The sequence below is a fragment of the Cyclobacterium sp. 10D3-21 genome, assembly GCF_055809755.1.
Genome location: NZ_CM147924.1, coordinates 3,933,244 through 3,953,803, shown reverse-complemented (window position 1 = coordinate 3,953,803; position 20,560 = coordinate 3,933,244). Strand labels below are relative to the sequence as shown.

At 39.8% G+C, this 20,560-nt stretch carries 12 protein-coding genes; 7 read left to right on the top strand and 5 right to left on the bottom strand.

The features are described 5' to 3' along the window. Positions 1–76: 76 nt before the first annotated feature. Positions 77–2,959 (bottom strand): FAD-binding and (Fe-S)-binding domain-containing protein, encoded by a 2,883-nt coding sequence (locus AC0L7T_RS15640; protein WP_473336362.1) that lies wholly within the window; start codon positions 2,957–2,959, stop codon positions 77–79. 191 nt (positions 2,960–3,150) lie between these two features. On the opposite strand from AC0L7T_RS15640, the gene AC0L7T_RS15635 reads away from it, so the two are divergent. From AC0L7T_RS15635 to AC0L7T_RS15605, 7 genes are all read left to right on the top strand, one after another. Beyond that, positions 3,151–4,449 (top strand): Gfo/Idh/MocA family protein, encoded by a 1,299-nt coding sequence (locus AC0L7T_RS15635; RefSeq protein ID WP_473336358.1) that lies wholly within the window; start codon positions 3,151–3,153, stop codon positions 4,447–4,449. 33 nt (positions 4,450–4,482) lie between these two features. Then, positions 4,483–5,235, top strand: coding sequence for a 3-keto-disaccharide hydrolase (locus AC0L7T_RS15630; RefSeq protein WP_473336357.1), 753 nt, complete (start codon positions 4,483–4,485; stop codon positions 5,233–5,235). Positions 5,236–5,247: 12 nt separating this feature from the next. Next, positions 5,248–6,132: a phytanoyl-CoA dioxygenase family protein gene (locus AC0L7T_RS15625; protein WP_473336355.1), complete on the top strand. Its 885-nt coding sequence runs from the start codon at positions 5,248–5,250 to the stop codon at positions 6,130–6,132. 13 nt (positions 6,133–6,145) lie between these two features. Continuing rightward, a complete protein-coding gene (locus tag AC0L7T_RS15620; protein ID WP_473336354.1) occupies positions 6,146–9,265 on the top strand; it encodes a PVC-type heme-binding CxxCH protein in 3,120 nt (1,039 codons plus the stop codon). Between the two features lie 18 nt (positions 9,266–9,283). Then, entirely contained in the window at positions 9,284–10,126 is an 843-nt protein-coding gene (locus AC0L7T_RS15615; RefSeq protein WP_473336353.1) for a 3-keto-disaccharide hydrolase, read from the top strand. A gap of 55 nt (positions 10,127–10,181) precedes the next feature. Then, entirely contained in the window at positions 10,182–11,258 is a 1,077-nt protein-coding gene (locus tag AC0L7T_RS15610; RefSeq protein ID WP_473336351.1) for a Gfo/Idh/MocA family protein, read from the top strand. 66 nt (positions 11,259–11,324) lie between these two features. After that, positions 11,325–12,320, top strand: a complete 996-nt coding sequence (locus AC0L7T_RS15605) for a 3-hydroxyacyl-CoA dehydrogenase family protein (protein ID WP_473336350.1) — start codon at positions 11,325–11,327, stop codon at positions 12,318–12,320. Positions 12,321–12,533: 213 nt separating this feature from the next. Here AC0L7T_RS15605 and AC0L7T_RS15600 read toward each other — a convergent pair whose 3' ends face one another. The 4 genes from AC0L7T_RS15600 to glmS all read right to left on the bottom strand — a co-directional run bounded on the left by AC0L7T_RS15600 (position 12,534) and on the right by glmS (position 20,544). Then, positions 12,534–14,204, bottom strand: a complete 1,671-nt coding sequence (locus tag AC0L7T_RS15600) for a hypothetical protein (protein ID WP_473336348.1) — start codon at positions 14,202–14,204, stop codon at positions 12,534–12,536. A gap of 12 nt (positions 14,205–14,216) precedes the next feature. Further along, positions 14,217–16,184: a hypothetical protein gene (locus AC0L7T_RS15595; protein ID WP_473336346.1), complete on the bottom strand. Its 1,968-nt coding sequence runs from the start codon at positions 16,182–16,184 to the stop codon at positions 14,217–14,219. 275 nt (positions 16,185–16,459) lie between these two features. Further along, positions 16,460–18,682 carry a DUF4954 family protein gene (locus AC0L7T_RS15590; protein ID WP_473336344.1) on the bottom strand — a complete coding sequence of 741 codons (2,223 nt, stop codon included), beginning with the start codon at positions 18,680–18,682 and terminating at the stop codon, positions 16,460–16,462. 26 nt (positions 18,683–18,708) lie between these two features. Further along, complete coding sequence (gene glmS, locus AC0L7T_RS15585) at positions 18,709–20,544, bottom strand: glutamine--fructose-6-phosphate transaminase (isomerizing) (protein WP_473336342.1); 1,836 nt, start codon at positions 20,542–20,544, stop codon at positions 18,709–18,711. Between the last annotated feature and the right edge of the window lie 16 nt (positions 20,545–20,560).

The following is a 20,560-nucleotide window of genomic DNA, read 5'->3' as shown; positions in this document are numbered from 1 at the left end:
GCTATTGTTATATTTATTGAACCTGTATTAGGCAATGGTATTTGTGATTACTTCAAGTGATAGGATGGATATAGCTTTAATCTGGTTTAATTACTTCTACACATGACACCCAGTGCTTGGTCTTTATACCAGTGAAATGGTCTATTTGGTGCCGACAAGAAAAGCCACATGCAGCAATGGAAGCATTTTCTGGTAGTTTCCTGACAGAAGGAAACAAGATTTCTTCGCCAATTTTTTTCGACAATTCATAATGTTCCTTCTCGTAGCCGAAGGATCCGGCCATTCCACAACACCCCGAGGGTATTTCATCAAATTCTTCGGGTTTGCCTAATGTTTGTTTCATCCCCTGTGTACCATAAAGCGCTTTTTGATGGCAATGGCCATGTACATGCAATTTCCCTTCCTTGGCTTGCAATTTTATGTCTAGTGAACCTTTTGCCATCTCTTGATGTAAAAAAACATCAATCATGAGTATGTTTTCCTTTAATTTTTCAGCCAATCCCTCCTCAGTTAATAAGTCTGGAAAATCATCATTCAATGCAGAGGCACAACTTGGCTCACAAACCACTACTTTCAGCCCTTTGTCTATAAATTTAACCAATTCATGTATAGTAACATAGCCAGCATCCTTTGCTTCTCTTAAAAATCCATGGGAGATTTTAGGACGTTGACAGCAACCTACATTTGCCAAAATCACTTCATAGCCGCAGTCATTTAAGAGTTTTACGGCATCTTTTCCAATTTCAGGTTCATGGAAATTCAAATAGGTATCTGCAAAAAGCACTACTTTTTTGTCTGTTTTTAAAAGATTGATCTCATTTTTTTTGAACCATTTATAAAATGGTTCTTTCGCATATTCAGGAAGTGTTCGCCGTTTATCAAAACCTGCAATTTTTTCTAAGCCCAACTTAAAAGGTTTAGTGGATTGAATTTTGTTAATGGTTGAGGAAAGTGTACCCGCGAAGCGCCTGGCCATTTTTGGGGCATCACGGATCATTTTATCCCTAATTGAAGGTCCATGTTTGTCAAAATACAATTGTTGAACCTCACTTTTCATTTTAGCCATGTCCACATTACTGGGGCACTCAGATTTACATGCTTTACAACTTAAACATAGACTTAAAGTTTCCTGTAGTCTTTCACTTGGTAAACCCTCTTCGTCCAATTGACCAGACATGGCCATTCTCAATGCGTTGGCTCTGCCTCTGGTGGAATGTTCTTCGTCTCTTGTGGCTTTGAAACTTGGGCACATGGTGCCTCCCAGCAATTTCCGGCATTCACCAACCCCTGTGCACATGTGCACTGATTCCTGAAAGCTTTGTTCTGATTTGTAAAGGAACTCGGTCTTTACTGCCTTGTCTTTATAATTTGCCCCATAGCGCAGGTTTTCTGAAATGGATTGATTCGATATTATTTTCCCTGGATTCATCAGATTTTCAGGGTCGAATAATTTCTTTATTTGAATAAAGGCCTGGTAAAGTTCTTTCCCAAAAAACTTTTCATTAAAAGAACTCCTTACTAGCCCATCCCCGTGTTCACCACTCCAGGAGCCTCCATATTCCATAACCAGGTTAAAAGTGTCCTCGGCGATATCTTCTAGTCTCTTGATATCCACCTGTTGCCTGAGGTCAAGGATAGGCCTCACATGAATAACACCCACACTCACATGGGCATACATGGCGATGGCTGTGTTGTGTTTCTTACAAATTTGAAGGGTTCTGTCTATATAATCTTTTAGGTATTGGGTAGGGATACCCGCATCCTCTATAAATGGTAGTGGTTTCTTTTTGCCTTTGATGCCTAGCATTAGTCCGAGTCCCTTTTTTCTTACTACCCATACATCTTCGTATTCAGGTCCCTGAGGGAAAAGAGGATAGGCATATCCCAAGGCTTTTTCCTGAAGATCTTTGATCATTGCCAAAGGCCTGTCCATAACATCCTTAAGGGTATCCCCATAAAATTCTACAATTAGAATGGCATCCGGGTTTCCGCTGATAAAGTGACAATGGCGTTGAGTGGTCAGGTTTTCCCTGCTTAAGTCCACTACAATTTTATCCAATATTTCTACTGCTGAAGGCTTGAATTCCAGTATGGGTGTAATTGCCCCTACTGCATCAAGCAAGGCATCAAAGTGTACAACGCACACTGATTTAAATTTTGGGAGTGGGGCTAGATTGAGTTTTAATTCGAGAGTGGTTGCCAAAGTGCCTTCACTTCCTGTAATTAGTTTGGACAGGTTCCAGTGGTCTACCTGAATAAATTCATCCAGATTATAACCGCCCACCCGTCGCATAACTTTCGGAAACTTGGCCTCAATTAACGCCTTGTTTTTTTCTATGAGTTCAGTGAATGAATGATAAATTTCTCCTTCTCTACTTTCTTGTTTGCCTATCGCTTTGAATTCTTCCAGGGTTTTGTTTTGCAAATGCATTAAGGTACCATCAGCCAGAAGTACTTTTGCCTCAAGTACATGGTCCACTGTTTTACCATAAATGATGCTTTTTGTTCCAGAAGAGTTATTGCCAACCATACCTCCAACATTTGCCCTGCTTGAGGTGGCAGGATCTACGGGAAAATGCAGGCCTAATGGTGCCAGTTCCTCATTGAGAACATCTCTGACTTTTCCTGGTTGTACCCTCACCCAATTTTCTTCTTGGTTTATTTCAAGGGTTTGGTTCATGTATTTGGAAAAATCGAGGACAATAGAAGCCCCAACGGTCTGTCCAGCCAAACTGGTGCCTCCTCCGCGGGGAAGGATAGAAATTTTATTTTTGCTTGCCCAAGTGATGGCTTTCTGAACATCTGATTCATCCTTTGGTAGGACAACAGCCAAGGGCTTGATTTGATAAATGCTGGCATCTGTAGCATACATGGCCAAAGAATAGGCATCATTTAAGACATCTCCTTTTATCAAAGAAGTAAGTTCACTTGTGTTTTCAACAGAACTATTGCGTGGCATGGGTGTAGTGGGTTTATAGTCAATCAAGCCAAATATATTATTTTTTACCCAAACAGAACAACTACAAATATTTAATTAGCAAATGCCATACCTTTTGACATAAAAATTGTTTGAAGTTGATAAGACATATCGTATTTTACGTTTTATTCATTATTCTATAGGACCAATAGGTCTCAAAACAGTTATATACTATGGATCAAAATAATAAGAATCGCCGATCATTTTTAAAATCTACTGGAACAGCTATTGTAGCCGGTTCAGTATTGCCCTTTGGTTTCAATATCAGAGAAGGATTTGCCGGACAAAGAGCCAAACTTAAGGTAGGACTCATTGGATGTGGTGGAAGAGGAACTGGAGCTGCTGCGCAAGCGCTAAAAGCGGATAAGGATGCAGAATTGACTGCTATGGGAGATATTTTCGAAGATTATCTCGAAGAATCTTACCAATCTCTTGTCAAAATAAACCCCGAGCAGGTGAAAGTTGACCAGGCACATAAGTTTGTTGGCTTTGATGCTATTCAGCAAGTGCTTGACTCAGGTGTTGATGTTGTTATTTTAACAACTCCTCCAGCTTTCAGACCTTCGCATTTTAAAGCTGCCGTTGAAGCAGGTAAGCATGTTTTTTGTGAAAAACCAGTAGCGGTAGATGCTCCTGGTATAAGGAGTGTTTTGGAATCAGCCAGATTGGCCAAAGAAAAAGGGCTATCAGTGGTTTCAGGATTTACCTATAGGTTTGATTTGCCAAAAAGAGCCTTATTTGAACGTATGAATAACGGGGAAATTGGAGACATTACCAGTGTTTTTACTATCAGGAATGGGGGAGGATTGTGGTACAAAGAGCGACAAGAGAGTTGGACTGAGATGGAATACCAATTGAGGAATTGGTATTATTATGATTGGTTATCAGGTGATTATATTGTGGAGATGATGGTTCATAGCCTTGACCTAATGTCTTGGGCGTTGGGGGATCGTTTGCCAATAAGTGCTACAGGTACAGGTGGAAGACAAGCAAGAACCGAAGAAAAATGGGGAAATATATACGACCATTTTGCTATAGAGTACCAATACGAGAACAATATCAAAGGTGTGCATATGAGCAGGCAACAAAAAGGTTGCTCGAATACCAACAGAGCCGATTTCACAGGAACTGAAGGATTTGCGACTATAGATTCTGGTAAAAGGACTCACGCCACAATGGGTGAAACCCGATGGGATTATAAAGGTCAATCCAACAACCCTTATGAAACACAACATGAGGAATTGTTTGCTTCCATTAGGGATGGGCAATCGATGAATCAAGGTGAGTTGATGGCAAATAGTACCATGCTGGCCATAATAGGTAGAATGGTAGGCTATAGTGGTCAAACTATAACTTGGGAAGAAGCAATGAAAAGTGAAGTGAAGTTGGGGCCGGATGCGGCAGACTATCGTTGGGATTTGGTGGTAGATGTACCGCAAGTACCTATACCAGGTATTACCAAAGCGGTATAAAACTTAATTCTTAAAAGCATAAATATGAAGACAATGTATAAGTTTATAACTGCTTTTGTCCTTTTTGGACTGTTCTCAGAAGTTGTAGAGGCACAGGAAAAGCTCTTTAAATTTGGAACCGAGCAGGACTTAAATGCTTTGGTTCAAGGTAAAAAAGCCAAAGGCAAATCAATTAATTGGATAGATGTGAACACGGGTAAAGATACCTGGCATTTTGATGGAGACGAATTGGTTTGTGAAGGATTGCCAATTGGAGTGATTCGTTCTGAAAAGCAATACGAAAATTTCATCATGTTTGTGGAATGGAAACACATGTCGGATGGTGGGAATTCCGGAACCTTTGTTTGGTCAGATGCTACTCCAGGACCAAATGACCTTCCCAATGGTTTGGAAGTTCAAATGCTGGAGTTGGATTGGGTAAACCAACATAAAAATGACAAAGGCGAATTGCCTCCAATTGCTTATGTTCATGGTGAATTATTTGGTGTTGGTGGTGTAGAAACGGTACCGGACACGCCTAGAGGAACACGTAGCAAATCCATAGAGAACCGTTGTTTAGGTAAAGGTCAGTGGAATACTTATGTGGTCGTAGCCGTGGATGGTGTTGTTAAACTTTCCGTCAATGGAAAATTTGTTAATGGTATCAGTAAGGCCACACAAAAAAAGGGTTATATCTGTCTTGAGTCCGAAGGAGCTCCAATTCATTTCCGAAACCTTACTGTTACAGAATTGCCAGCGGGAGTTACTTCTGCTGATCAAATTGCGCCTTTATTAACCAACCCATAATTGTAATATCATATGGTGAGTGATTTATCAAAAGTTCATGAACTGATCTCCGATCTTTTTGAATGGCCAAAAAGTGATGAAGATTGGGATCAATATCGATTGACAGAGGAACAAATAGTGTTTTTCCATACCAATGGTTATTTACCCAATATCAAACTATTGGAACATTGGCAGGTGGCTCAACTTAATAAGGAGCTTGAAAGCCTAACAGATCCCAATCAACCTGGATTGGAATTGTTTTACGATTTTGCTTCTAATGAATCATCAAATCCTGATACCGTTCTTTTTCATTCTTTGGGACATTGGCGAATTAAGGAAGGATTCCACGATATTTTGTGGAATCCTGCATTCGTCATGGCGGCTAGCCAGTTACTAGGAGATAATTCAGTACGCTTCTGGCATGATCAGTTGTTTTGCAAACCTGCCAAACATGGTGGGGTTGTGGCCTGGCATCAGGATTATTCTTATTGGACCAGGTCAGTACCCATGCAGCATCTGACCTGCTGGGTAGGCTTAGATGATGTAGATGTTGAGAATGGCTGTCTTTATTATGTTCCCAAAAGCCACCAATGGGGTTTATTAGACAAACCTGAATTGGCGGGAGATATGGAAGGTTTAATGGAATACCTAACAGATGACCAAAAAAAGGAATTTAAACCTGTTCCTATAGAAATGGAAAGAGGTTATGGTACTTTCCATCATCCCCTAATGGTTCACGGGTCATACGAAAACAAATCAGAAAGATCCAGAAGAGCCTTTGTGTTGAATGTTTTTGCAGATGGTACAAAATCAAACACTGACAAAGAATTGTTGAAAGGTGTTCCTATTTTCTCTCCTGGTGAGAAATTAGAAGGACAGTTTTTTCCAATCTTATTAAATAGAGAGAAGGCTCTATAAATTCTTGTTATTCATGATAGAAAGGAAAAATAATAAGAATAAATTATGGTTTGGGCTTACTGGCATTGTTCTTCTCTTGGCCATTTGGGCAACTTTGGGTATTTGGGAAGATACCCATGTACAAGTACCTGGAATTGAGGTGCCTGATGGCTTTGTGATTGAGGAGGCGGTTAAACCAGGTCTTGTTAAATACCCGATGTTTGCGGTGTTTGATGATAAGGGTGGGCTGTTTATAATGGAGTCCAGTGGGCATACCGAAGGCACCGAGGAAATTTTGGATGAACCGAATTTTCAAATTTTATTATTGAAAGATTTGGATGCCGATGGAGTTTTTGATCATAAGACCGTTTACGTTGACAAAATCCCTTTCCCAATGGGGGGTGCCTTTGTAAATGGGAGTTTAATTGTCACTGCTTCTCCAGATTTGATTAAGTTCACAGACCATGATGGAGACGGCGTTGCTGAGGAAAAGGAAATATTAATAACAGGTTGGACTTTGCATCACAATGCAGCCATTTTAAGTGGGCCATTTATGGGGCCGGATGGGTATCTGTACATGGCAGATGCGAGGCGAGGCTTTGATATTCAAAGCCAGGAATTTGTGAATTTTAAAGGTAAAGGAGCCAGAATATGGCGTTGTTTACCCAATGGCTCACAATTGCAGAGCTTCGCTGGAGGTGGTTTCGACAATTCTATTGAGTTGGTTTTTACCCCTACTGGGGATGTAATGGGCACAATGACCTATTTCACAGATCCACAGGGAGGTTACAGAGATGCATTAATGCACTGGGTAGAGGATGGCGTATACCCTAAGCCAAATCCTGTAATTGGAGAAGATAAATTGGTCCGAACAGGTGATTTGATGCCTGTTATGCATAAAATGGCGAGAGTTTCTCCTGCAGGGCTTATGCGCTATGCAGGGGATAGCTGGGGAGAATCTTTTCAAGGCAACTTATTTCATGCAGAATTCAATACTGGTAGGATTGTAAAGACAGTCCTCACTCCAAAAGGAGCTACTTTTGACGCCGAAAGCCAGCATTTTATGACATCCAGTCTACCTGATTTTCACCCTACAGATGTTCTTCAGGAGCCGAATGGGAATTTGTTGGTTGTAAATACTGGTGGCTGGTTTATTTCAGGTTGTCCATTAAGTAGAACTGCAAAACCGGAGGTTTCAGGCGGTATATTTAGGATAAGGAAAACAAGCAATAAATCAGATGGTGACGACCTTTGGGGAAATAGCATCTCCTGGGAAAGCCTAAGCGTTCCGGAATTAGTGGGCCTATTGGGCGATTCCAGGTTTAAAGTTTCTGATAAAGCTGGGGAATACCTACTTAAGCAACCACTTGTTGCGATTCCTTACTTGGTAAAATTATTGGAAACCCATCCAGATGAAAATATTAGGACTAAGGCTGTTTTCTTACTGTTTAGAACCCAGAACCCGAGGGCATGGAATCAAGTAATTGTCGGTTTAAAAGACAATAGTGACCAGGTGAAAATAGCTACTGCAAGGGTATTGGGTATGGCAGAGGTTATTTCTGCTAAAGGGGAGCTAATAAGTTTATTGCAAAACCAGACAAATTTGGCCTTGGCAAGACAGGTAGCTGTGGCCTTAGGGCAAATTGGAGACCCTCAAGCAACTAAGCCTTTAATCAAATTACTGAATGAGCAGCCATCTGACAGGTTTTTAGAGCATGCCGTTATTTTCGCTTTGATTCAAATGGAAAATGAAGAAATGCTATTGGAAGAAATTCAGGAAGGGAAATTTAATAAAGCGGCTATAATTGCCCTTGATCAAAAGCAAAGTGGAGCATTGAACGAAGGGTTGATTCAACCTTATCTTAGCGACGAAGACAGTACCATAAGAGGAACGGCACTTTGGGTGTTGAAAAACCACCCCGGATGGGAAAATGCTTTCACTACTTATTTGACGTATTATTTTTCTCAGGACAATGGAGATATAAATGAGCTTACTTCCATTTTACCTTCTTTTGTGAATGCTGACGCTGTTCAGTCTTTTCTTGCTGAAGCGCTAAGTAGTACCAATAAATCTGCTGAGGAAAAATTCCAAATTTTAAATTTACTGGAAGATAATCCTCCAAAAGAGATTTCACCAAAGCTTAAAAATAGTTTATTGGTCTTATTGAATAACCAGGATGAGCGTATTCAGAAAGCGGCCATTAATTTGGCTGTACAGTTAAAGGTTGTCCACTTCCTTGATAAGTTCAAAAGCATGTTGGCAACCAATCAAGATAATCCTTCACTCAAATTATCCATTTATGAAGGTTTAGCCACCTTAGGTGAACCTTTGGCTACAAAGGATTTTCAATGGATAGCCAACCAATTGCTTGTCAAAGGGCAACAACCGCTACACGGAGTGTCGCTTAATGTCCTGAGGAACTTAACCTTAGCGCCGACCGAATTGTCTTGGCTACTTGATAATGTATTTTCCAACGCTCCCAATGGGGACATTCCCTATTTATTGGAGTTATTTGAAGGCGTTTCTGATGCCAATTTATTATCCGAATTGGAATCAAAATTATTGGAACGAAAAGAGGTTTGGGACAATTTGTCGACAAGTCAATTGGCGAGCTTATTTGAAGGCAGTGCTACAGGAAAGGTTATTGTAGATAGCCTTGAAATTAGACAAGGAGGACGTCTGGCGCAACTGGAAGAAATGGCTTTAGGTTTAGTAAAAGGGGATGTGGATAGAGGCAGAGCCATCTTCTATGGAAAAGGGGCTTGTAGTACCTGCCATGCAGTAGCGGGTAAAGGACAAACTTTTGGACCTGACCTTACCAATATCGGAGAGATTCGGTCTAAACATGATATTTTAGAAGCCATGCTTTTCCCCGGAGCAAGTTTTGCCCGGGAGTATGAGACTGTCTCTTTACAAACCAAGTCCCAGAATTATATGGGAATTGTGAAAAAATATGAAAATGGAAGGTATGAACTGTCTATAGGGCCAGGAAGTACGGTACAGGTGGAAGAACAAGACATTGTGACTTTAAAAGAGGCCAATCAATCCTTGATGCCAGCGGGCTTGCTTACCAATCTGGACAATCAGGAAGTCAGTGACCTAATGCACTACCTACAATCATTACCGGATGGTATTTATACCAGAGATAAATAATTTAATTAATTTGAACCAATGAAAAATGTAATTATGCTTAGAAAGCCAAGTTTCTGTTTAGTATTGTTTTTCGTCCTTATTATGGTGAATTTTTCTGCCATGGCCCAAAGTTTTCCTATTGAACTACCTGAAAGCTGGGAAAAAGGGGAGGCAATTGAGTTATTTAATGGTGAAAATCTTGACTACTGGTATACTTTTATTAAGGACAGGGGAAGAGATGAAGATCCTAAGAAGGTTTTTCAAGTAGCCGATGGTTTATTAACAATAAGCGGAGAAGAATGGGGATGCATTACTACCAATAACCCTTACGACAACTACATTTTGAAAACCTCTTTTCGCTGGGATGGGGAAACCTATGGTGACCGTAAAGAAAAGGCCAGAGATAGCGGTCTTTTAATTCACTCCAAAGGTGAAGATGGTGGATACAGTGGTATTTGGATGCATGGCATAGAGGTTCAGATCATCGAAGGTGGAACAGGTGATTTCTTAGCGGTTGGGGATGGTACTGAAACCTTCGGCTTAAGTGCTCCTGTAGCAAAAGAGTTACAAGGAAGTTCACATCTTTATGAACCAGGAGGAGATCTTGTACGAATTAATAAGGGAAGAATTAACTGGTATGGAAGGTCTCCTAAATGGACGGATACCATAGGCTTCAGGGGAAAGAAAGAAGTAGAGAAAAAAGTAGGTAAGTGGAATGACTTGGAAGTTCAGACTTGGGAAGGCAATATTGCTGTCTTTTTGAACGGAAAGTTGGTGAATTTTGCGACTAACGTACAGCCTGAATTTGGTAGGATTCAAGTGCAATCTGAAGGGGCTACCATACAGTTTAAGGACATTACACTTTATCCATTGATCAAATAATTTGACCAGCAATCAAACACTTAAAAGTTAATTTTAATCACATAAAAAATATACCATGACCCAAAAATCAATAAAAGTATTAGTAGTAGGATGTGGCAATATGGGGGCCTCCCATGCACTGGCTTATCACCAGTTGGATGGTTATGAAATCGTAGGCCTTGTATCTGGAGGTAAAACCAAGGAAGTATTAAATGAAAAACTCGGAGGAGGTTATCCGCTTTACGATGACTTTTACAAAGCCATGGATGCCACTAAACCAGATGCGGTAAGTATATCAACTTACCCTGATACACATGAAACCTTTGCCATTGAAGCCATTGAAAGAGGCTGCCATATTTTTGTAGAAAAACCTCTTGCAGATACTGTAGAAGGGGCCAGAAGAGTGGTTAACGCTGCTGCCAAACACAATAAAAAACTTGTTGTTGGCTATATTTTAAGACATCACCCTTCTTGGGAGAATTTTATCGCTGTCAGCCAAAAATTAGGCAAACCATTGGTCATGCGAATGAACCTAAACCAACAAAGTGAAGGCAAGATGTGGACCCTTCATAGAAATCTAATGAAAAGCCTAAGTCCAATAGTGGATTGTGGTGTTCATTATATTGATGTGATGTGCCAGATGACTCGTTCCAAGCCAGTTCAAGTATATGCAATAGGCGCAAGGCTTACTGAAGAGATTCCAGAAGGAAATTATAACTATGGAAATCTTCAGATCAGGTTTGAAGATGGTTCTGTTGGATGGTATGAAGCAGGATGGGGACCTATGGTCAGTGAGACTGCGTTTTTCATTAAAGATGTATTTGGCCCCGAAGGATCCGTTTCAATAGTTGCCAAAGAGGCTGGTGGATCTGGGAAATCTGACAGTATAGAAGCCCATACCAAAACCGAGTCACTTCTGTACCACAGGTCTGAGCTTGACGAAAATGAGAAATTCGCCCATGAAGACGAATGGATTGACCTTACAGATGAACCGGATCACAATGGATTGTGTAAGCGTGAACAAGAATATTTTCTAAAGGCTATTCAGGAGGATATTGACTTGACGGATCATATGGAGGATGCTGTTAATAGTTTAAGAATAGCTTTTGCTTGTGATGAATCTGTCAGAACCGGAAAAGTTGTACATTTATAAAATCAATCAATTGAGTAAAGGCTGGCTAAATATATAGCCAGCTTTTTTATCCCTTAATATATCAATATGTCGAGTGAATTTGATCCTAAAAATTTTCCTGTAGGAATAATTGGTTTGGGTATGATGGGTAGTAGTATTGCTGTTTGCATGCTGATCGCCGGACATCCTGTGACAGGTGTGGAGTTGGTAGAAGGTGCACTTGAGGGTGCGCGACTTCGGATTAACAGTCATTTCAAATTGGCTGAAGAAAAAGGGCTCTTAAATGGCACACCTAAAGATTACCTTAAAAACCTACACATATCATCTGACCTGGCCAACCTAAAAGATTGCCAATTAGTGATTGAGTCCATAAAAGAAGATTTAAATATAAAAGGAGAAGTTTTCAAAGCAGTGGATAAAATTGTTTCTAAGGATGCATATATCACAAGTAATACCTCTGCTATTCCTATAACTGATTTACAGGTTTTTGTTAGTCATCCGGAAAGATTTTTTGGGTTGCACTGGATGGAACCGGCTTTTACCACTCGCTTTTTAGAAGTTATTTGTGGAGAGAAAAGTGATTTGGATAAAGCACAATTTCTTTATGGACTTGGTGAATTGTGGCAAAAAGAAACTGTTTTGTTAAAGAAGGATATTCCGGGATTTATAGCCAATAGGCTTATGTATGCCATGTACCGGGAAGCCATGCACTTGGTGGATGGTGAATATGCCTCAGTGGAAGATGTAGATAGGGCCTGCCGTAATGTAGCAGGGTACTTTATTCCTATGATGGGAGTTTTCCGTTGGATGGATTTTACTGGCATAGCTTCCTATAGGAAGGTAATGAAGGACCTTTTTCCAACCTTGGACAATTCTGTAGCACCAGGAAAACTCATTAATAAGATAGTAGATGAGGGAGGTTTAGGTATAATCAATGGGAAAGGTTTTTATAAATATACAGAGGAAGAGAAAGAGATTTGGCAAAAACTGTACAGTGACTTCTCCTTTGAAATCAGAGACCTTACCTTAAAGTATCCAGCAGATATTGTTCAGCAAAAATTGAAAGAAAAGAAAGAGGGATAGTGAAAAAACGTGTAATAGGTCGTTTTCTAAATATAAATATTAGGTAACCGATACTGGTGATCTTTTTAATGCAGGGTTTCAAGCGTTTCAGAATTGATTTTGAAACGCTTGAAACCCTTTTATTTTACATTTCCACTATTAAAAAGACAGCTATAAACTGACCCCATGGTGGTTAAACCTTTGTTTCAATACTAAAAAAAAATGGGACTGGAATCATTTTTCTAATGGTACCACCATTAGAGATACCTGCTGTCCTTTTTCAAGACTGATCTCAATTCCATCTACAAGTTCTTCTCCACGGTAAGTATGCGCTGTTTCGCCTTTTAAAAACGTGACCTTGTACTTTTTGCCTTCAGTGGCGGTAAACCACTCAGGTAGTTGGTTGATTCTTGGATAGTCCATAGGCAGTTTGAAGATAGTTTGGTGCCTCGGACGGTCAAATTGAATTTTTCCTTCCCAATCTGAATCACTCACCATGCTTATTAAAATTCCTTTGTCCATAGGAATTGCGCCTAGGTAAAGTTGTTCCTTCCAGGGAGAAGCAGTGACTCCCTGACTTTTCCATAAGCAATACATAATGCTAGTACGGGCAAAATTGCCATCCCCATGCCAACCTTCAATGACGCCTGTGTTCCTGAATTTCTCAGTATTTTTTCTGTGGGACGAATCCTGAAGTGACCACATGTGCTGAATCTCACTGTCAATCCACTCTTTTGTCCCATCTAAAGGTTCTCTATTGTATAAGTTTAGCGCACTTTCAATTGCATCTGCATAACCATCGGCACTTCCCTCTTCCCAATCAAAATTGGTGTATTTATAGAGGTTACCCATGGCCTTAAGGACAGCTTCTTGATAGGGCTGATAATTGTCTTGCAGAAAAACACTATAATAGGCATTGTAGGTGTAGCCATAGGTGTCTGCAATTTCCTCATCTAAGATTTCCCCTGTTTGAGGGTTAATTTGGTTATAAAAAAGACCGTCTTCATTGATGCCAACTTCAAGTATTCTATCTAACATTCGGTAAATAGGTTCCTTATAAGCAGCATATTTCTCAGTATCACTATTGGCAACGGCAACATAGAGTTCGCACAATCCCGAAACGATTTCACAACCATGGTCCCTAAGTCTAAGTAATTCAACATCATCTGTAGGGTGATGCCCACCTAGTAGGTAATAATCTCCCAAACGTTTGGCCCAGTCCAGGTATTTCTCATCTCCAGTCATCCAATATACGCGTGACAATGCCTGTAGTAATTCACCATTGACTTCTACATTCAAGGAAGGAATGAGGCCATAGGGCGTTTCGTAAGAGGCGTTTTTCCAAATGTCGTCAAGCAAGTCTATCATTCGCTCAGACCAAGGAGTATGCCCTATGTATTCTGTTAAAGGCAATAAGCCATCTTTGATGTATTCTGAAGCACCAAAAATAACTTCATTTTTATCCATCTCCTCATTTTCAAATCCATCTTTGCTAAAGGAATAAGTATCTGGAAGTCTGTCAAGTCTGGAGGTTAGTTTGATTTCGGTTTGAAGGATTTCTGACATTTTTCCTTCATATAGTTCTTTGTCTAAAATTGCGGAAGCCAATACCATAAATGGATAGTTGTCCGCTGCAGCATCTTTGGCGTTCCAAATGTCTATGCTTTCGTTTAAATTTCTTGGGATTAACCCCGTTTCTTTGTCTGCATATTCTAGCCATGCATTTACAAAATACATGCTCCTTCGGTATCCTTCGTGAGCAAGGTAGCCATTTTCGAGTGCGGCTTTTTGATCTGCTTCGCTTGCTATTGGTTCGGTTTTTTGGCAGGAGCTTAAATAGAAAGTTGAAGCTATAATAAGGAAACTAAAAGTCTTGAGGATTTGGGTTTTTAATTGATACTGCATTGATTTTTTTGATTATTCTAAAACTATTCCTTCTTCGAAGATGGCTTTTATTAGTTGATGGGGTTGGGACTTGGTAATGTAGTAAATGCCGGAATGCTCATCTTGGTAACTTTCGACAAATAGACTGTTTTTCATGCCCTGAAATATCACATTAATTTTAAAAGCAGGTTGATTTTCTATGTTTACTTCTTCGATTACCTTTATGGCGGCATGAATATAATCAGGAATTACCAATTGTCTTTCAATTTGTTCTGTTTTTGTTGTTAAAACCTGGGTTTCAACTGAAAGGTCGAAAAACCCAAGATTGGTTTTAAATCCTAAGGACAAGGGAAGCTGTTTCAATACCCCATAAAACTGGTAAATATCGTAAAGCCCAGGATTCCCCGGAATGGATAGTTGTTGTTGGCCTTGACGGGAATTATTTGCCATTAGGATAATGGTGTCTCCGTAATGGATTTCAATTTTAGTGTCATTAATTTCAAATTGTCTTAATAGAGGGAATTGCGCTTTTTCATCTAGTAGGAGTTCATAGGATAGCTTTTCAACACCATTCAAAGTGATGCCACCCGTATGACTTGGTGTGTTCTCCAAAACATTCTTCTCTTGGTCACGAAATTCCGTGACGGTAGTGACTAAAAACGCTTCGAAATCATCACTAAGGGAAGCTGTGGTAGGTAGGTTGTTTTCAGAAAAAAGCAACAATACAGCTTTTTTTAACTGTAAAGTGTCATTGTTTTCATCAAAAGATTTGAAGATTTTAGCAAAGCCACCATTCATGGCATTTACCTGATCCATGCTTATGGTTGGCTTACGCTCTTTTCCCTCGGAAATAGGAGAGATATCATTTCGTATGACCAGCTTTTTGGGCTTGGATTCCTCTATTATTTCTTCAATTTGAAACTGCCAAATAGGGTAGGTTCTTAATTTTACGGCTAGATTTTCCTTCCATGAGGGTGGGGGATGTACCGAGTTACTAATAGCTTTTTTCAATGTTTCCATCCCAAGATTGATTCCATAGAAAGCACTGTTGTAAAGTGCCACTAATACAGGCTCGGGCTTTGGATCTAAAGCAATAGAACTACTAGTCAATTTTGATTTTGGTTTTAAGCGACTTAGGTCTAAAGAATCTATCTTAAAGGGGTATTTGTCAAAAAATGAACTGAAATTCAAGTCCTCTGGCCCTAGTTCATATTTATTTATTTCCAAACTAGTTGAAGGTTCACCTATTACATTAAAAAGGGTAAATAAAGGATGTTTTTCATCGCCTTCATTTGCCACATAGTTACCAGAAGTCCCATTGTATTGTGGGATTGAAAATTCAAACCCCTGATTTCCTGTGCTTGATGAAGCAATGCCTGAGCCTCTTAAAATCTCTTTGTTTTTTTCAAAGCTTATCTCACCAGAAATCACTTTCATCTCTCCAGTTTGAGTAAATAGCTTACCTGATAAATTATTAATTTTTGGTTTAGGGATTGTTTGATCCACAATATTTAGGTGCAATGTAATTTTATTGTCCTCTATACTGGCAAATGAAATGCTGCCTTTCAATGTAACAAGATTTGCCTGTGTATCATAATAAAAATCAGAGGCTGATAAGGCATTTGTAAAATTTGTAGGTTTCAATTCAGGAAGGCAAGGTGTTGGGTAAAATTTAGCCCTATCTATATTTCCTTGCCACTTATCTGTTGTATTCAAACCCTTTTTTAGAACCAATTCATTCCATTGAATGATTGGGGTGTTTTGAGTAGTTAAAATATCGGGCAATAAGCAATAAATTCGTTCTTTGCCTTCAGGGAAAACCATGATATAAGGCAATGGAATCTGCTGAATTCCTTCAGGAGACTGAATCTCCAAATAACTTTGATTTATTTCAGAGGGATCAAGTTTTAGGTCGGGACAAGATTGTGCTTGTGAATGAAATGCAATAAGCTGACATATTATTCCAAACAAAATCACCCTAAAAATAGCTTTGCCGATCATAATTTATATGTGTTTGGACCAAATGCAGATTTAAATATAATTTAGTGAAATTATAGTCGTAAAAAAAGCCAGATTACTATAAAACCAGAAAGGAGTTGCTGATTTTTTTGGTGTTTTGTGATTTCGAAAGAAAAGGGAAGGCAAAGAACGGCTCCTATGTATTTGGATATACCTTGTATTGTGATAGGTTTGGTAAGCTTGAGGATGAAACGGGATAAAAAAAAGGGAGAGTAGCCACAGCTATTCTCCCTTTTACTTTTTGGATCAAAAAACAATCAGTCCATAAACTTCTTTAGACCTTCCAGAAAATCATCTATTTGTTGAATAAACTTTTGACTTTCCTCTTTTTCAGTATGGATAAAGCTATTGTCTTGTAAAGAACCCAATACCTGATCCCTTTCTTTTTCGTTGGCATAAACCATGTTTCTAAAAGGGTTGTCATAGTCTTTTTTCCTACTGGTATAAATTTTTTCAGACATCGATTGCCGAAAAGATTTAGATCCTTCCAGCATTTCGTAAAATTGCCCATTATTAAAAGCTGAAGATTCTATTCCCTGATCTGCAAAGGCTATGGCAAAAGCATGTTTGGTTTTAGCTACTTCATACTCATTCCCAAGTTTTATATAGCGATCATGCAGGTCATTCCAACTGTTTATTTCGCCTTCTTTTACATCTGCTACCAATTGGTCCATGTTAAGTTTTGGAACCAATTGACCACCAACATTAATCCATATGTCAGGGGCAGGGAGATTGGAGGTCAACTCTTTTATGAGGCTTCCATCACTCAAATCTACCCTAGAATAATATTCTGACAAGCAATAAACAGGATAATATTGAATGAGTTGTTTGAATAGGGTATAGGCCTCAGCGACCTTTATCAGTCTAATTTTCCTTTTGCTGTTTTCCCAACCTGTCGCAAAAACATCTAAATTTTTTACTATAGGGTTTTTTGAAGAAAGCAATTCTTTTCCTTTTTGCCGAACAGATTGAGTGGACTCCTCTGATTCAGATGGGAATTTAGTGTAAAATGCCTTGCCACAAAGTTCTTCTAATACAGTGATAGACTTCAATACTTCCATCATACTATCAGGAGCCAGGAAATCAAATTCCAACCGCTGAAATTTCTCTATTCTTTTGTCTCTGGCTTTGTATTTCCAAGCGTTTCTAGACAAAGCATAAAGGTTGTATTGAAACCAATAAGCAGGCATAACGATCAGCTCATCATGGGTAACATCATTGCTTAGTAAAGAAAATGGTATCGGGATATCCAACTCAGCCGGATAATCACCTTTGGCCACAATGGTAAAGGTAGCCAAGCGGGAATTGTGTTTAAGGCTTACGCATAAGCCAGGCCAAAAGCCCCTTCCTGCAATGATTTCACCATCTGCTCCTCTGGAGTTATGGTTGGAACCCACTGTTGCGCCAGCGGCCATATTGCTCTGTCCTTGGACCAAGGCGGCACACAAAAAGGAATTGTTATGGTGCTGTTCGTGGGAAGGGAAAATTAGGGAGTTCAAAACCTCACAACAAGAGATGGTAGCATTTGAGCCTAAATAGCTATTGATTAGCCTGGCACCATATTTTAATTGGGACTGCGCCGCCATTAAAAACCTTACCGCTTTTACCCCATAGAAAAGGGTGCAACCTTCACTCACAATACCATTTACCAATTCACAGCCTTCACCTACCTGGGTGCTTGCGTCCGCTGTTGAGTGGATCGTTAGATTTTTGAGTTTATTGGCCCCTTTGATATAAGCATCCGATCCGATCCAGACATCTTTGATGATGAGGGTGTTCTTAATTATGCAGCGATTGCCCACTTTGCCATAATACCCCCTTTTAACATCAAACTCATTTTGTGTAAAGGAGAGTAGTTTGGACTGAAAAATTTCGTCTGTCCTGTACCTTGACCACATCCATGCATCACCAGGAAGCATCCCACTAAATGGGGCTACCTTTCTGCCTCCGTTTTCATTACAAAGCTCAAGCCATATCCTTACCTCTTCTGATTCGCCTTCCTTTACGATGCCATTGCCAAATTTTGCATGGCTTGTTGTAGACATCTCATTGACATTTACCAATACAACCTCGTCACCTAATATATAATGTGAAAGGTAATTTACATTGTCAATGACCACATTGTCTCCAATATCACAACTGATAATGGTACTGTTGTATAGGCCTACTGGCATTCTTAAGTTATGGTATTCAAGGAAAAAAGGTTCTAATTTTCCTATTCTAATCAAGCCGAAAAATTTACAATTTTTTACCAGATCAGGATTAAAAGCATCCGAAACCAAGATGTTGTTCCAGTTGTCCGCTTGATTTCGATTTCGTACAAGCTGTTCAAGTTCACTTGCATTTAAGTTTCGAAAAAGCGTTTTTGTCCTGTTTTGCTTGTTTCGAAGGTAGTATTCATCGGCACCTTCCGGTAAATATTTAGGATCAATGAATTGATAGCCCAAAGATGACAATGGGTGGCGGGAAATTTTATTCATTTTTAAATCTTTATATAAAAAATAGGCTATTCAACAGTTACAGATTTTGCTAAATTCCTGGGTTTGTCTACATCCAGTCCTTTGGCAAGGCCAGTATAGTAAGCCAGAAGTTGTAGCGAAACAACGCTTATCATTGGGGCAATAAGTTCATCAGCGGCAGGAACAGAAATGATGTCATCTGCTATTTCTTCGAATACGGTATCATTTTCAGTAACCACAGCCAATACCATTCCTTTTCTGGCTTTGATTTCCCTGGCATTGCTAACGAGCTTTTCATGGTAAAGGTCTTTAGTGGCCACAAACACTACAGGTAGTGTTTCTTCTACAAGCGCAATTGGGCCATGCTTCATTTCAGCAGCAGGGTATCCTTCTGCGTGGATATAACTGATTTCTTTTAATTTAAGCGCTCCTTCAAGGGCTATTGGGAAATTGTATCCTCTTCCTAAGAAAAGAAAATCTCTTGCGTCTTGGTATTTAGCAGCTAATTTTTTGATAGAGGGTGCAGCATTCAGCACATCCTGAATTTTATCAGGGACCAAAGAAAGCTCGTTAATCAAATGTTGGTACCTGTCTTTGGACAAAGTTCCTTTGGCATAGCCCAGTTTAATGGCAATCATATAGAGTACGGCAAGCTGAGCCGTAAATGCCTTGGTTGAGGCTACACCGATCTCTGGACCTGCATGGGTATAGGCACCCGCTTCAGATAACCTGGCAATACTTGAGCCCACTACATTGACTACTCCAAAAATAAATGCTCCCTTACTTTTAGCATTTTCAAGCGCCACCAAAGTGTCGGCCGTTTCCCCACTCTGAGAGACCGCAATGATCACATCTCCTGGGTTTATCACTGGATTCCGGTACCTGAATTCAGAAGCATACTCAACTTCAACGGGTACGCGGCAAAGTTCTTCTATGACATACTCAGCCAAAAGTCCGGCATGCCAAGAAGTACCACAACCTACTATGATGATTCTTTTGGCCTCTTTCAACAAATCAAGGTGTTGATCAATGCCCCCCATAGTGATGTGGCTATTTTTGGCGTCAAGTCTACCTCTAAGGCAATCAAAAACTGCTGTCGGTTGCTCAAAAATTTCCTTCAGCATAAAATGCTCATAGCCCCCTTTTTCTATGGCCGCCAACTCCATATCAAGTTTAGTAATATAAGGGGTTATTCTTTCGTTCCCTGGATTTTTTAGGATCAATTCATCAGGCTTTACAATGGCCATTTCATAGTCATTGATATAAACCACTTCTTTGGTATATTCTATGATTGGTGAGGCATCAGAGGCCAAAAAATGCTCGTTTTTTCCAATTCCAATAACCAAAGGACTCCCTTTTCGTGCAGCTATTAGCGTGTCCGGATGATCCTGATCCAGGATAATGATTACATAAGCTCCCACAATTCGCTTAAGGGCTTTTCTAACCGCTTCCTCCAGGTTTTCTGCATCATTTTGGTAGATGTCATCTATGAAATGAAGCAATACTTCTGTATCGGTTTCACTTTCAAAAACATAGCCTTTTTGCAGCAACTCTTTTTTAATTGGTGCAAAATTTTCAATGATACCATTGTGGACCATTGCCAGTTTACCTGATTTTGAACGATGAGGATGGGCATTTCTGTCTGAAGGCTCTCCATGAGTTGCCCATCTGGTATGGCCAATCCCCGAATGAGCATGCAGGTTTTTGCCCACTAGAGAGGATTCTAGCTCAGCTACCTTACCCATCTTTTTGTAAACAGTTAACTCCTTGTCTAAGAGGGCCACGCCTGAACTGTCATAGCCTCGGTATTCTAGCCGTTGAAGGCCCTTTAAAATTATTGGATATGCTTCTCTGGATCCAATGTATGCTACTATACCACACATAATAAAATATCGGAAT

Coding starts and splice junctions, on each gene's coding strand:
- AC0L7T_RS15640 (WP_473336362.1), bottom strand. CDS start 2,959: ATGCCACGCAATAGTTCTGTTGAAAACACAAGTGAACTTACTTCTTTG.
- AC0L7T_RS15635 (WP_473336358.1), top strand. CDS start 3,151: ATGGATCAAAATAATAAGAATCGCCGATCATTTTTAAAATCTACTGGA.
- AC0L7T_RS15630 (WP_473336357.1), top strand. CDS start 4,483: ATGTATAAGTTTATAACTGCTTTTGTCCTTTTTGGACTGTTCTCAGAA.
- AC0L7T_RS15625 (WP_473336355.1), top strand. CDS start 5,248: ATGGTGAGTGATTTATCAAAAGTTCATGAACTGATCTCCGATCTTTTT.
- AC0L7T_RS15620 (WP_473336354.1), top strand. CDS start 6,146: ATGATAGAAAGGAAAAATAATAAGAATAAATTATGGTTTGGGCTTACT.
- AC0L7T_RS15615 (WP_473336353.1), top strand. CDS start 9,284: ATGAAAAATGTAATTATGCTTAGAAAGCCAAGTTTCTGTTTAGTATTG.
- AC0L7T_RS15610 (WP_473336351.1), top strand. CDS start 10,182: ATGACCCAAAAATCAATAAAAGTATTAGTAGTAGGATGTGGCAATATG.
- AC0L7T_RS15605 (WP_473336350.1), top strand. CDS start 11,325: ATGTCGAGTGAATTTGATCCTAAAAATTTTCCTGTAGGAATAATTGGT.
- AC0L7T_RS15600 (WP_473336348.1), bottom strand. CDS start 14,204: ATGCAGTATCAATTAAAAACCCAAATCCTCAAGACTTTTAGTTTCCTT.
- AC0L7T_RS15595 (WP_473336346.1), bottom strand. CDS start 16,184: ATGATCGGCAAAGCTATTTTTAGGGTGATTTTGTTTGGAATAATATGT.
- AC0L7T_RS15590 (WP_473336344.1), bottom strand. CDS start 18,682: ATGAATAAAATTTCCCGCCACCCATTGTCATCTTTGGGCTATCAATTC.
- glmS (WP_473336342.1), bottom strand. CDS start 20,544: ATGTGTGGTATAGTAGCATACATTGGATCCAGAGAAGCATATCCAATA.